Here is a 13,617-nt window from a genome sequence, read left to right on the forward strand (position 1 = left end):
GCCCGAAGATCACGACCCCTATGCTGTGTCGCCGACGGAGCGTCATCGCACCCGGTCAACTGGACAGCGGCATACGAGGAATGGGGCGCACAGCGGCCATGATGGGACCAGCACACTCACTATCGGGAGCCGCCGCCTGGCTCGGCGTCGGAGCCGCGGCCGCCGCGGCCGGGCACGGAATGCCCTGGCCGGTGCTCCTGGTGGGGGCACTGATCTGCGCCGGCGCCGCGCTCGCCCCGGATCTCGACCACAAGGCCGCCACCATCTCGCGCGCATTCGGACCGCTGTCCCGCTGGGTCTGCGAGATCGTCGACAAGCTCTCCTACGCCGTCTACAAGGCGACCCGGAAGCCGGGCGACCCGCGCCGCAACGGCGGCCACCGGACGCTGACCCACACCTGGGTGTGGGCGGTGCTGATCGGCGGGGGCTGCTCCGCCGCGGCGATCCTCGGCGGCCGCTGGGCGGTCCTGGCGATCCTCTTCGCGCACATGGTGCTGGCGATCGAGGGCCTGCTGTGGCGGGCCGCCCGCGGCTCCAGCAGCGACATACTGGTGTGGCTGCTCGCGGGGACTAGCGCCTGGATCCTGGCGGGCGTCCTGGACAAGCCGGGCAACGGCTCGGACTGGCTGTTCACCCAGCCCGGCCAGGAGTACCTGTGGCTGGGGCTGCCGGTGGTGCTGGGGGCGCTGGTCCACGACATCGGGGACGCCCTGACCGTCTCCGGCTGCCCGATCCTGTGGCCCATCCCGATCGGCCGCAAGCGCTGGTACCCGCTGGGCCCGCCGAAGGTGATGCGGTTCCGCGCCGGCAGCTGGGTCGAGCTCAAGGTGCTGATGCCCGTGTTCATGGTGCTGGGCGGCATAGGCTGCGCGGCCGCCCTGAACGTGATCTGACCGCAGGGACCCCAGGGTCAGCCGGCGTCCCCGGAGCCGCCTCCGTAGCGCCGCTCGAACGCGGCGACACGGCCCTCGGTGTCCACCGTGCGGGCCTTCCCGGTGTAGAAGGGGTGGCTCTCGGAGGAGATCTCCACGTCGACCACCGGGTAGGTCTCGCCGTCGTCCCAGTCGATGGTCTGGTCGCTCGTCGCGGTGGACCGGGTCAGGAAGGCGTATCCGGCGGCGCGGTCGCGGAAGACCACGGGGTGGTAGTCGGGGTGCTTGTCCTGCTGCATGGCGGCTCCTCGGACGGGGCGTGCGGGCGGGGACGGCCGGGGTGCTCAGCCGTAGGAGGTGTCCTCGTCGACGATGTGCATCGCGGCCTCCTCGGCGGAGGCCCCGGCACCGTCGATGCCGATGTCGGTCGCGACCAGACCGTTCTCGTCGTCCTCGTGCGCCCCCTCGTCGGGAGCCACGAGGCGGCCGGAGCGCAGGTCGCCGACCTCGTTGTCCAGCAGCTCGCCGTCGCTGCCCTGACAGTCGCCGATACCGTCGCCGTCGGGCGCGGCCGCGTCGGGCAGCTCCTCGGCGAGCCGCTGGTCCAGGGTCTCGCCCCGGTGGCCCTCCGCCGCGGTGACCCCGGTGTGCTCCACGGCCCACGGCCGCTCGGGCGGGGACCAGCCGCGGTCCAGGGGATCGCTGACGCCGTCGGACTCCAGCGTGTCCTCCACGTCGAGGAGTCCCGTGTCCTCGCGAATCTCGGATCCGTCGGGCTGGTAGACGTCGTCCCCCCATCCGTCGGCGGTGGTCACGGCTACCTCCAGGGGGTGAGGCGGCGGTCCGAGGGGCGGGCCGCCGGCACGCTCGGCACGGGCCTCACGCGCCGTGAACCGTGGGGTTCCCGGCCCGTCCCCGAACCGGTGCCGCTCTCCAGCCTTCCACCCCTGCTCGTACCCGCGCAACGGCACGGGGCGCGACCTGCGGCGCATACCCCGTGCCACGGCCCGTCACCCGTGCCACGACCGCCACAGCGCCGCGTAGGCGCCGTCGGCCGCCACCAGCTCGTCGTGGCTGCCGAGCTCGCTGATCCGGCCGTTCTCGACCACGGCGATGACATCCGCGTCATGGGCGGTGTGCAGCCGGTGCGCGATGGCGACCACGGTGCGGCCGTCGAGAACCCGGGCCAGGGACCGCTCCAGATGGCGGGCCGCGCGCGGGTCGAGGAGCGAGGTCGCCTCGTCCAGGACCAGGGTGTGCGGGTCGGCCAGCACCAGCCGGGCCAGCGCGATCTGCTGGGCCTGCGCCGGGGTCAGCGTGAGGCCGCCGGAGCCGACCTCGGTGTCCAGGCCCTGTTCCAGGGCCCGCGCCCAGCCGTCCGCGTCGACCGCGCCCAGCGCCGCCCACAGCTCGGCGTCCTCGGCGCCGGTCCGGGCGAGCAGCAGGTTGTCGCGCAGGGAGCCCACGAAGACGTGGTGCTCCTGGTTGACGAGGGCGACATGGGAGCGGACCCGATCGGCGGTCATCCGGGACAGCTCGGCGCCGCCGAGGGTGATCCGGCCGTCGCGGGGCGCGTAGATCCCGGCGAGCAGCCGGCCCAGGGTGGACTTGCCGGCGCCCGAGGGGCCGACCAGGGCGAGCCGGGTGCCGGGCGCGACCTCCAGGGAGACCTCGCGCAGCACGTCGACGCCCTGCAGGTAGCCGAAGCGGACCTGGTCCGCGTGCACCTCCCGGCCGTCGGGGGCCAGCGTGGCGTCACCGGCGTCCGGCTCGATGTCGCGGACGCCGACCAGCCGGGCCAGCGACACCTGGGCGACCTGGACCTCGTCGTACCAGCGCAGGATCAGGTTCACCGGCTCGACGAGCATCTGGGCGATGAGCGCGCCCGTGGTCAGCTGTCCCACGTCGAGCCGGCCGTCGAGGACCAGGACGCCGCCGATCATCAGCACGGAGCCCAGCACGGTGGTGTGGGTGGCGTTCATGGCCGGGAACAGCACCGACCGCAGCCACAGCGTGTAGCGCTCCCATGCCGTCCACTCCTTGACCCGGCGGTCCGACAGGGCGATGCGCCGGACGCCGAGCCGGTGCGCCTCGACGGTGTGCCCGGCGTCCACGGTCTCCGCGAGGGCGGCGGCCACGGACGCGTACCCGGCGGCCTCGGAGCGGTAGCCGGACGGCGCCCGCCTGAAGTACCAGCGGCAGACGATCACCAGGATCGGCAGGGCGAGCAGCACCGCGGCGGCCAGCGGCGGCGCCGTGACCACGAGGCCGCCGAGCAGCAGCACCACCCACACGATGCCGATCGACAGCTGCGGCACGGCCTCCCGCATGGCGTTGGCGAGGCGGTCGATGTCGGTGGTGATCCGGGACAGCAGATCGCCCGTGCCCGCCCGCTCCAGGACGCCCGGCGGCAGCCCGACGGACCGGACGAGGAAGTCCTCGCGCAGGTCGGCCAGCATCCGCTCGCCGAGCACGGCGCCGCGCAGTCGCACCTCGCGCACGAAGACGGCCTGGACGGCGAGCGCGAGCGCGAACAGGCCGATGGTCAGGCCCAGGTGGAGTTCACGGGCACCGTCCGACACCCGCTCGATCAGTCCGCCGAGCAGGTACGGGCCGGCCATGGAGGCGATCACGGCCACCGTGTTGACCATGATGAGCACGGAGAAGGCCCGGCGATGCCGGCGGAACAGTTCGGCCACGTAGGCGCGCACGGTCGAGGTGGCGCCGACGGGCAGGGTGGTGGCCGTTGTCGGGGCCGCCGGGTCGTACGCCGGGGGTGCGACGCCGATCATGCGCTTTCCTCGATCTCTTCCAGCGCGCCGCCCAGCAGCGCGGCTTCGTTCTCCTCGGGGGTGCCGCCTCGCAGCACGGCCTCTTTTTCCTTGAGCACGCCGCCTCGCAGCGCGCCGTCTTCGTCCCTCGTGTTCCGGAGAGCGGCTTCGTCGTCCGTCTCCCGGGTCACCACCGCCCGGTACCGGGGCTCGGTGCGCACCAGTTCGCGGTGCACGCCGACCGCCCCGACCTCGCCCTCGTGGACGAGGACGACCCGGTCGGCCCGGTCGAGCAGCAGCGGCGAGGAGGTGAACAGCACGGTCGTACGGCCGGACCGCACCTCGCGGATGCCCTCCGCGATCCGCGCCTCGGTGTGCGAGTCGACGGCGGAGGTCGGCTCGTCCAGGACGAGCACCTCGGGGTCGGTGATCAGCGACCGGGCCAGCGCGAGCCGCTGGCGCTGGCCGCCCGACAGGGAGCGGCCCCGCTCGGTGATCCGGGCGTCCAGCGGGTCGGTGACGTCCAACGAGCCCTGGACCAGGGCCTCCAGGACGTCCGCGCACTGGGCGGCGGCCAGCGCGTCCTCGGGTCGCACGGCGCCGGAGGCCGGCACGTCGAGCAGTTCGCGCAGCGAACCGGAGAGCAGCACCGGGTCCTTGTCCTGGACGAGCACCGCGGTGCGGGCGGTGTCCAGAGGCAGTTCGTCGAGCGGTACGCCGCCGAGCAGCACCGAGGCGGAGGCCTCGGCGGGGTGGCCGCCCAGCCGTTCGGCGAGGCGGCCGGCCGCGTCGGGGTCGCCGCAGACCACGGCGGTCAGTCGGCCCGCGGGGGCCAGCAGACCGGTGTCCGGGTCGTACAGGTCGCCGTCCGGCACCGCGGCCGCGCGCGAGCCGCCGGTGTCGGTGGCCCGTTCCAGGGAGAGCACCCGGGCGGCCCGTTTCGCCGAGGGGCGCGAGAAGGAGTACGCCATGGCGATCTCCGTGAAGTGCTGCAACGGGTAGTTGAGGATCATGACCGAGCTGTAGACGGTGACCAGTTCGCCGACGGTGACACGGCCCTGCCGGGCGAGGTGGACGCCGTGCCAGACCACCGCGATCAGCAGCAGCCCGGGCACCAGCACCTGGATCGCGGCGATCAGGGACCACATCCGGGCGCTGCGCACGGCGGCCCGCCGCACCTCCTGGGAGGCGCGGCGGTAACGGTCGAGGAAGAGGTCCTCGCCGCCGATGCCGCGCAGCACGCGCAGCCCCGCCACGGTGTCCGAGGCCAGCTCGGTGGCCCGGCCGGCCTTCGCGCGCTGGAAGTCGGCGCGCCGGGTCGCCCGGGGCAGCAGCGGCAGCACGGCCAGCGCCACCAGCGGCAGCCCGGCGGCGACCATCCAGCCGAGCGCGGGCTGGTAGAAGAGCAGCCCCACGCCGACCACGACGACCGTCAGCGCGGCCGCGGTGAACCGGGAGACCGCCTCGACGAACCAGCCGATCTTCTCGACGTCGCCGGTGGAGACGGCGACCACCTCGCCGGCCGCCACCCGCCGGGTCAGCGCCGAGCCCAGCTGGGCGGCCTTGCGGGCGAGCAGCTGCTGGACGCGGGCGGCCGCGGTGATCCAGTTGGTGACGGCGGCCCGGTGCAGGAAGGTGTCGCCGAGGGCGATCGCGGCGCCGCACAGCACGAGCAGACCGCCCGTCAGCGCCAGCCGGGTGCCTGAGCGGTCGACGACCGCCTGGACGGCGAACCCCACGCAGAAGGGGAGCGCGGAGACGGCCACGAAGTGCAGCAATCCCCAGGCCAGCGCCTTGAGCTGGCCACCCAGCTGATTGCGCCCGAGCCACCACAGGAAGCGAGGACCCGAACGTGCGTCCGGCACGCCCGGATCGGAATACGGAAGATCTTGAATGTGCATGACGTCCCAGCGGCTCGTGTCGGGGGAAGGTGGCGACAAGCCGTGAAAGGTTCGCGTCGGAGCGTGGTCGAAATCAAACGGTTTTCCCGGGCGATCGGCAGAATCCACCGTCTTCCGGCCAGAGCGTGCCGCCCAACACACGGACCATGTCAGGAAATTCGGTTGATAGTTGCATATGTGATGCCAGGATGGCCGGGTGCAGATCAAGAGCGTTCGGCGCGCGACCGCCGTGACGGCGATGGCCCTCGGAACCGTCCTGATGGCCCTCAGTGCCTGCGGGGGACCGGAGAGCGGCGGCGGCGCGAAGAACGGCGTACCGGGGACGCCCGGCGGAGCCGCCGGGCCGGGCCGGGCCGCGCAGCCGAGGCCGGCGGTCCCCGTAGGCGATCCGACCGCGCTGCCCGGCGTCGGCGAGCGGCTGCACGCGGAGATCCCCGCCGGCTCCAGCCAGGTCCTGGCGGTGTACGGCGAGGGCGAGGAGTCGGCCGACGCCACGGTCGTGCTGTACAGCCTGCGGGGCGACGGCTGGCACCCGGTGGGCAGTTGGCCCGCCCACAACGGGCGGAACGGCTGGACCACCGACCACCACGCGGGCGACGGACGCAGTCCGGTCGGCGTGTTCACCCTTACCGACGCGGGCGGTGTGCTCCCAGACCCGGGCACCCGGCTCTCCTACGCCCACGACGTGGACGCCTACGCGCCCCCGTACTACTGGGACTCGGCGCACCAGCACGACTTCGACTACGTCATCGCCATCGACTACAACCGGCTGCGGGGCGCACCGCCGCACGACGTCACCCGCCCCTGGGGTGCCGAGCGGGGCGGCGGCATCTGGCTGCACCTCGACCACGGCAGCGGCACCTCGGCCTGCGTCAGCCTCTCCGGGGAGGCCATGCGGTTCCTGCTCCGCACGCTCGACCCGGACCGTGATCCCGTCGTGGTGATGGGGGACCGGGCGGACCTGCTGGCCTGACGAGCCCCCGGGTGCCGCGCGGGGTCACCGGCCGGCCGGGCCGGGCTGCTGCTCGGGCGCCCCCGCCGAGCCGGTGCTCGCGTGCACCAGGTCCACGTCGTTGGCCCGGACATAGGCGAGCCGGTGACCGAACTGGATCTCGTAGTACCTCTCCTGGCCCAGTACCACGGGCTGGGGCGTGCCGGAGAAGGTCGACCTGTCGACATAGGAACTGTCGACGCCGGACTGTGTCACATAGCGCTGGCCCGCCCGGAGGCTGTACGGGAGCGGCGAGTCGGTCTCCTCCTCCATTCCCTCCGGGTAGGCCTCCTCCTCCGGCAGGGCGCGCCCGTACACCGGGATCTCGTCCAGGCCCTCCTTGGGTGTCACCATGCGACCGCCGGCACCGACGGCCGTCGGGTGGTCCTTGGGGTTCTTGAACCAGGCCTTGTTGCCCTGGAACCAGATCGCCGTCCACTCGCCGCTGCGGTCGGCGACGGCGAACGTCTGGCCGGTGGAGACGCGCGAACCGAGGTCGCTGACGTCCTCGGTGGACTCGTCGCCGTCCGGCCTGCGGCCCGGGTCCTGGATCAGCGGGGCGTCGTCGGCCGGCTGGGTGTGCAGGCGGACGGCGCTGGAGCCGTGCGGCTGGCACCGCTTCCCGTCGCCCTCGCACCCGGTGTACCGCGGTTTGTGGGTGGCGTAGTCCGGCAGGATCATCACCATGTCGCTGTCCGGTCCGGCCGTGGCCTTCAACGGCGCGCCGAGCAGGTCGAAGTAGTGCTGCCAGTCCCAGAAGGGCCCGGGGTCCTCGTGCATCTCGGGGATGCTGTCGCCGGTCGGGGCCGGCACGTTGTCGTGGCCGAAGATGTGCTGCCGGTCCATCGGGACGCCGTACTTCTTCGCCAGGAAGCGCACCAGGCGGGCCGAGGACCGGTACATCTGCTCCGTGTACCAGGTGCCGGGATGGGCGAGGAACCCCTCGTGTTCGATGCCGATCGAACGGCCGTTGACGAACTTGCTGCCCGAGTGCCAGGCCTCGTCCTTGGTCCTGACGTGCTGGGTGACGTGGCCGTCGCTGGAGCGGATCGAGTAGTGCCAGGATGCCTCGGTCGGGTCCTGCACGGTCTGGAACATGTTCGGCAGTGTCGACTCGGTGTCGTGGATGACGATGTACTCGATCTTCTGGTCCCGGGGCCGGTCGGCCAGGTCGTGGTTGCCGTAGTCGCCGTCCTCGTCGATCTCCTCGTAGGGCGCGGCGAGCCAGTCGCAGGCCAGCTCCCGAGGGCACTCGACCTCCTTGGGCCGGTGCGGGACCTGCGGGCCGGGGTGCGCGCGGACGCCGGGGGAGGCGGGGAGCGTGACCTCCTGGCCTTCGGCGGTGGTGCGGTGCGCCCCCCGGCGGATCAGGGCGAAGACGTCGTCGGCGTAGGTCTTGGCCGAGGTGACGTCACGGGTGCCGGGGAAACGTTCCACCGCCTGCCACCAGTCCTCCGGGTCCTCGCTGAGCGGCTTGCCGAGATGCCGTTGCGCGGCGGCCAGCAGGGCCGCGCCGCCGCGTACGTTGGTGACGGCGTCCGTCCGCAGCTCCGTGGGCGGGGCCTTGAGCAGCCGGGCGGCGCGTTCCAGGTCCGCCGGCTGCACGGCGTGCCCGCCCGAGGCGGACCCCGTCCCCGCGGGGGAACTGTTCCCGCGGCCGTCCGGCCCCGCCGGTGCGGCGGCCGGTGCGGGGACGTGGCCGCCGCCGGTCTCCACCAGGTGCATCGGCCCGTAGCCGCCCGCGACGCTGGGGGTGCCCGGGTGGGAGTCCCAGCGCGACTGCATGTAGGACACGCTCAGGAGCACACTGCGTGGCACGTGGAACTCGCGGGCGGCATCGGCGAAGGCGTTCTGCAGGCGCTGGTCCTCCGCCTCGTCGGCGCCCGACGCCGGGAGGATCAGCAGCGGTGGCAGCAGCGCGGCCGTCGCGAGCAGACAGGCCGTCAGCCGGCAGGTCCGCAGGGCGGCGGGCACACGTGGGGCGACAGTTCTTCTCATACCGGAGGGTCTCCAACCGCTTGCTGAGGGTCTCCAACCACGCTCGTCGCAACCAGGGCAAAGGGATCGCCCTTAACGTCACCCCTCGTACGTTTCCGTGTCCGGCGCGGCACGGCGCGCCGAACGTCAACCGGGTGGACCAGCGGTCCGGCAGAGGCCACCCGGTCGGCGGCAGTGGATCGGCGTCCGAAGGACGGCCGCCCACCGTCCCGGACTCAGTCCTCGACCGGGTCCACCTGCCAGTCGGGATGGCCGGGCATGGGCGGGGTGTCCGGCCCGTACAGCCAGGGCGTCAGAAAGGGCGTCAGATCCTCGCCCGCGACCTCGGAGGCGAGCGCGACGAAGTCCTTGGTGCCGGCCGCGCGGCCCCGGTACCTGGTCACCCAGGTGCGCTCGATCCGGTCGAACGTTTCGTCACCGACCTTCTGCCGCAGGGCGTACAGCACCAGCGCCGAGCCGTCGTACCGCATCACCTTGAACAGCGTCGGCTCCGTCGGCTCGGCGGGCGCCCCGTCGTCGTGCCGCCACTGGTCGTGCTGCTCGTAGGCCGCCCGCATGGCGTCCTCCATGCTCACGCCGCCGTGTTCGTCGGAGTACAGCCGCTCGTAGAACCGGGCGTGACCCTCACTCAGCCACAGGTCGGACCACCGCCGGAGGGCGACGCTGTCCCCGGTCCAGTGGTGGGTCAGCTCGTGGACGAGATTGCGTTCGGCGTCGACCCGGTCGCCCAGCAGGTCGTCCTTGGGTACGAGGGACAGCGACTGCGTCTCCAGCGCCACCGGCAGATCGGTGTCCCCGACCAGTACCCCGTAGCGGCGGAACGGGTACGGGCCGAGCCGCCGTTCCAGCCAGGCGAGGTGTTCCGGGGTGAGCGCGCGGCCGGCCTCGGTGTCCGCGACCAGGCCGTCCGGCACCACGTCCCGGACGGGCAGGCCGCGCGGGCCCGCGCGGTCGACGACCGTGAACTTCCCGATCGCCACCTGGATCAGCTGGGCCGCGATGGGCTCCTCGGAGTCGTACGTCCAGCGCACGCGTCCGCCCGGCCGCTGGGCACGGTCGACCAGCCGGCCGTTGGCCACCGCGCGGAGCCCCGCGGGGGTGGTGATGCGGAAGGTGACCGGCGCCCGCAGGCTGGGGTGGTCGTCCACCGGGAAGACCAGCTTGGCGCCGTCGGGCTGCGCGCAGAGCAGGGTGCCGTCGGCGGTGGGCACCCAGCCGTACTCCCGGATCGCGTCGCCGCGCCGCCGGCGCTGGGTGGGGTCGGCGGTGTAGGTGACGCGGACGGCGAAGGCGCGGCCGCGCGGGATCGGCCGCGCGGGCGTGACGACGAGTTCGTCGCCGTCCCGTACGGCGGTGGCCGGTGCGCCGTCGACGGTGACCTTGTGCAGGGTGTTGCCCGCGAAGTCCAGGTCGAAGCGGGACAGGGCCTGGGTGGCGGTGGCGCTGACGGTGGCGCCGGCCTCGAACGGCGTCCCGGGCGCCTGCCAGTCGAAGTCGAGGGTGTAACGGCGCACCGTGTAGCCGCCGTTGCCGTCCAGCGGCATCAGCGGGTCGCCGATGCCCGGAGCGCCGGGCGCCGGGGCCGGGTCGGAGGCGGCGGCCGAGGGGCCGGGGGCGGGGGAGCCGTGACCCCGGTGCGGGAGGCCGGCGAGCACGGCGTCGCAGGTGAGGGCGACGGCACCGCCGAGGGCGAGGGCGAGGGCCATGCGACGGACGCGAGCGGTCGTGATCTCCATGGGAGCACTGTGTCAGCAAGATCCGCTTATAGCATCATAAGTCCCGATGGTGTGCGTCCGTGCGGGTCATGGAGCGGTCGGCCGGTCTCCTCATTGCGGCGGGTGGTCAACTCCCCGTAGAACACCGGCCATGAGAAGACGGATCATCATGTCCATGCTCGCCGGGGTGACCCTCCTGGCGAGCGCGCTCCTCGGTACGGGTGCCCCCGCCGCCGTGGCCGCCGACGTCCCGGCCGAGTTCGGCACCGACTGGCACGACCCGGTGACCGCGGCCCCGCCGGTGTCCGTGCCCAAGGGCGCCAAGTCCTGCCAAGTCACCCTGGCCGAGGCCCAGTTCCGCGACTTCACGCCGTACCGGGGCACCTATGCGCCGCCCCAGGGCTGCGGCGACCGCTGGAGCAAGGTGGTGCTGCGGCTCGACGGCAAGGTGAAGGGCCGTCAGTACGACCGGCTCGGCTATCTGCACGTCGGAGGCGTCGAGGTGCTGCGTACCTCCACCCCTGAGCCCTCGCCGGACGGCATCGAGTGGCACGTGCAGAAGGACGTCACCCGCTACAGCGACACCTTCCGCGGCACCCAGGACGTCGAGATGCTCATCGGCAACGTCGTCGACGACACCTACACCGGCGTCATCGACGTCAAGGTCACGCTCACCTTCTACGCGGGACGCCCGCAGGCCACGGTTCCCGACCAGGTGCTGACCCTGGACGGCGGCATCACCCTCACCACCCCGCGCAACAGCGAGCGCATCGTCGCCGAGGTGTACGCCACCGGATCCGGCGGCGGCTGCGAGGAGTTCTGGTATCTGACGGTCGCCGACCCGGCGTCGTACTCCTGCAAGGCGGACAAGGGGCCCTACCGGGAGGTGCAGATCAAGGTCGACGGCCGACTGGCCGGAATAGCTGCGCCGTTCCCGAACGTGTGGACCGGCGGCTGGTCCAACCCCTTCCTCTGGTACGTCGTTCCAGGCCCTCGCGCCTTCGACGTCAAGCCGATCGAATACGACCTGACGCCGTTCGCCGGGATCCTCGACGACGGCCGCCCGCACCAGGTCGAGGTCTCCGTCGTCGGTGTCCCCGAGGGGCAGACCGGCTGGAGCGCTCCCGTGAACGTGCTGGTCTGGCAGGACGCGCACCGCGCCCACGTCACCGGGAAGCTCACCGGGTCCAAGGTCTCCGACCTCGTCAACTCCTCCGTCTACACGCCGGGTTCGGGGGAGTACCGGGTCGACACCGACGCCGGCCACCGGCTCACCGTCTCCGGATACGTCGACACCTCGCACGGCCGGGTGACCACCACCGTCAGTCGGACGCTGGCCAACACCTCGGCGCACCGCTGGAACGACGGTGAGACGACCGACGCGCTGGACGCCACCTGGACGGACGACCAGAACGTCACGGTGAAGGCGGGCGGGGCGCCCCGGACGACCCGCACCCACCGGACGTACACGATGAACGGTGCCATCACCATCGGCGCGGACAACCGGCTGCGCACCGAACTCGCCCTCGGCGACCGGGCGGCGGTCACCCGGCCCGGGGGCGGCCGGTCGCGGCTGGACGACACCTACCGCGGTGACGCGACGTACACCCTCGACGTGCCGCGCGACCAGCGGCACGCGGTCGGTACGTCGAGCGAGCGCTACCGGCTGTACGGGTCCGGCGGGTGCTACGACCGTTCGCTGGCCACCGAACAGGGGGTGCTGACGGAGGATCGCAGCCGCTGCTGAGCCGAGTGGTGTGCGCTGCGTCACCAGGCGCGTGATTTACACGGCTGATACACGGTGGTCTCGGACGGGATCAAGAAGGGCTCCAGAGTGATCGACACGGAAACCGCTTTCCGTATGGCAGAAGTCCCGCTGTCGCGGAAGTCCCGCTGGGCTTCCGCGAGTCGAAACCCCCACCAGGAGTGCCCGTGCCGCAGTCCGTACCGTCCCTGCCGCGACGCGTCGCACGCATGCTGCGTACCTCTCTCTTCGCGCAGGTCGCCTGCGCGATCGTGCTCGGAATCGTCGTCGGGAGGCTGTGGCCCGGCTTCGCCTCGGACCTTCAGCCGCTCGGCGACGGTTTCACCCGGCTCATCAAGACGATCATCTCCCCGCTGGTGTTCTGCGTGGTCGTCGTCGGCATCGCCAAGGCCGGTGACCTGAAGGCCTTCGGGCGGATCGGGCTCAAGGCCCTGATCTGGTTCGAGGTGGCGAGCACGCTCGCCCTGGTCATCGGCCTGGTCGCCGCCAACGTCGTCCAGCCCGGCTCGGGGATGCACGTCGATCCGGCCACGCTGAGCGCCAAGGCGGTCGACGCCAAGACGGGCGGCGGCTCGCTGCCGTCGACGACGGAGTTCGTTCTCGACGCCCTGCCCACCAGTTTCATAGGCGCCTTCGCGGAGAACTCGCTGCTTCAGGTGCTCGTACTGGCCTGCCTGGTGGGGGCGGCCCTGCTCCACCTCGGCCGGACCAGGGTGCCGCAGGTGCTGCCGGCCATCGAGCAGGCCCAGGAGATCATCTTCGCGATCGTCGGCTTCGTGATGCGCCTCGCCCCGATCGCCGTCTTCGGCGCGATGGCCGTGCTGATCGGCCAGTACGGCCTCGGCGTCATCGAGACCTACGCCAAGCTGATCGTCCTGTGCTACGCGGCCGCCGCGGTCTTCGTCGCCCTGCTGGCGGTCGCCCTGAAGGCGCTCACCGGGCTCAGCCTCTGGAAGTTCGTCCGCTACATCCGCGAGGAGCTGCTGCTCGCGCTGGGCACCGCCTCCACGGAGTCCGTGCTGCCGCGCGTGATGCAGAAGCTGCGCAAGGCGGGCGCCCGCGACGACGCCGTCGGCCTGGTGCTGCCCACCGGGTACTCCTTCAACCTCGACGGTGCCTCGCTCTACCTCTCCATCGGCACCCTGTTCATCGCCCAGGCCGTGGGCGTCGACCTGAGCCTGAGCGAGCAGATCACCGTCGTCCTGGTGCTCATGCTCACCAGCAAGGGCATGGCCGGCATCCCCGGTTCCGCCTTCCTCGCGCTGTCCGCGACCGCCTCCTCGCTCGGGGCGATCCCGGCCGGTGCGGTCGCCCTGCTGCTCGGCGTCGACCGCGTCATGGACTCGATGCGCGTCGTCACCAACCTGCTCGGCAACTGCGTCGCCGTCTTCGCCGTCTCCCGCTGGGAGGGCGCGCTGGATGTCGAGCGGGCGAAGAAGGTACTGGGCGGTGAGGTCGCGCCCGTCGACGTCGTGCCCGCCGAAGTCGCGTCCGCTGCCGTCGCGGCCACCGAGGCCGAGGTGCCCGCACAGGTGCCGGCCAAGGAGTCCGTGTCCGAACGCTGACGCGCGGAAGCGGATCGGCTCCCCTCCGGAACGCCGGAG

General features: G+C 72.4%; 10 protein-coding genes. 4 read left to right on the forward strand and 6 right to left on the reverse strand.

Features of this window, described 5'->3' with window-relative positions:
* Positions 1 to 98: 98 nt before the first annotated feature.
* Entirely contained in the window at positions 99 to 893 is a 795-nt protein-coding gene (locus ACZ5K7_RS22540) for a metal-dependent hydrolase (RefSeq protein WP_351698647.1), read from the forward strand.
* 17 nt (positions 894 to 910) lie between these two features.
* On the opposite strand, the gene ACZ5K7_RS22545 is transcribed toward ACZ5K7_RS22540, so the two are convergent.
* The 4 genes from ACZ5K7_RS22545 to ACZ5K7_RS22560 all read right to left on the reverse strand — a co-directional run bounded on the left by ACZ5K7_RS22545 (position 911) and on the right by ACZ5K7_RS22560 (position 5,544).
* Positions 911 to 1,171 (reverse strand): type B 50S ribosomal protein L31, encoded by a 261-nt coding sequence (locus ACZ5K7_RS22545; RefSeq protein WP_351698649.1) that lies wholly within the window; start codon positions 1,169 to 1,171, stop codon positions 911 to 913.
* Between the two features lie 45 nt (positions 1,172 to 1,216).
* Positions 1,217 to 1,687, reverse strand: a complete 471-nt coding sequence (locus ACZ5K7_RS22550) for a DUF5709 domain-containing protein (protein ID WP_351698651.1) — start codon at positions 1,685 to 1,687, stop codon at positions 1,217 to 1,219.
* 195 nt (positions 1,688 to 1,882) lie between these two features.
* Positions 1,883 to 3,664, reverse strand: a complete 1,782-nt coding sequence (locus tag ACZ5K7_RS22555; RefSeq protein ID WP_468915537.1) for an ABC transporter ATP-binding protein — start codon at positions 3,662 to 3,664, stop codon at positions 1,883 to 1,885.
* A complete protein-coding gene (locus ACZ5K7_RS22560; protein ID WP_468915698.1) occupies positions 3,661 to 5,544 on the reverse strand; it encodes an ABC transporter transmembrane domain-containing protein in 1,884 nt (627 codons plus the stop codon). Before ACZ5K7_RS22560 ends, ACZ5K7_RS22555 begins: the two co-directional genes overlap by 4 nt.
* Before the next feature lie 238 nt (positions 5,545 to 5,782).
* Between ACZ5K7_RS22560 and ACZ5K7_RS22565 the strand changes: the two genes are divergently transcribed.
* Positions 5,783 to 6,517 carry a hypothetical protein gene (locus tag ACZ5K7_RS22565; RefSeq protein ID WP_468915700.1) on the forward strand — a complete coding sequence of 245 codons (735 nt, stop codon included), beginning with the start codon at positions 5,783 to 5,785 and terminating at the stop codon, positions 6,515 to 6,517.
* Between the two features lie 24 nt (positions 6,518 to 6,541).
* Here the strand turns inward: ACZ5K7_RS22565 and ACZ5K7_RS22570 are convergent, their stop codons facing one another.
* Together ACZ5K7_RS22570 and ACZ5K7_RS22575 are read right to left on the reverse strand one after the other, a co-directional pair.
* Complete coding sequence (locus tag ACZ5K7_RS22570; RefSeq protein ID WP_351698663.1) at positions 6,542 to 8,533, reverse strand: N-acetylmuramoyl-L-alanine amidase; 1,992 nt, start codon at positions 8,531 to 8,533, stop codon at positions 6,542 to 6,544.
* 215 nt (positions 8,534 to 8,748) lie between these two features.
* Positions 8,749 to 10,269: a M1 family metallopeptidase gene (locus tag ACZ5K7_RS22575; protein WP_468915539.1), complete on the reverse strand. Its 1,521-nt coding sequence runs from the start codon at positions 10,267 to 10,269 to the stop codon at positions 8,749 to 8,751.
* A gap of 130 nt (positions 10,270 to 10,399) precedes the next feature.
* Here ACZ5K7_RS22575 and ACZ5K7_RS22580 point away from each other — a divergent pair, with 130 nt between their 5' ends.
* The gene (locus ACZ5K7_RS22580; protein ID WP_468915541.1) at positions 10,400 to 11,995 is read left to right on the forward strand and encodes a peptide-N4-asparagine amidase; all 1,596 of its coding nucleotides are present in this window, start codon (positions 10,400 to 10,402) and stop codon (positions 11,993 to 11,995) included.
* A gap of 185 nt (positions 11,996 to 12,180) precedes the next feature.
* The gene (locus ACZ5K7_RS22585; RefSeq protein ID WP_468915542.1) at positions 12,181 to 13,578 is read left to right on the forward strand and encodes a cation:dicarboxylate symporter family transporter; all 1,398 of its coding nucleotides are present in this window, start codon (positions 12,181 to 12,183) and stop codon (positions 13,576 to 13,578) included.
* Positions 13,579 to 13,617: the final 39 nt, after the last annotated feature.

The organism is Streptomyces sp. NPDC031497 (assembly GCF_055580905.1).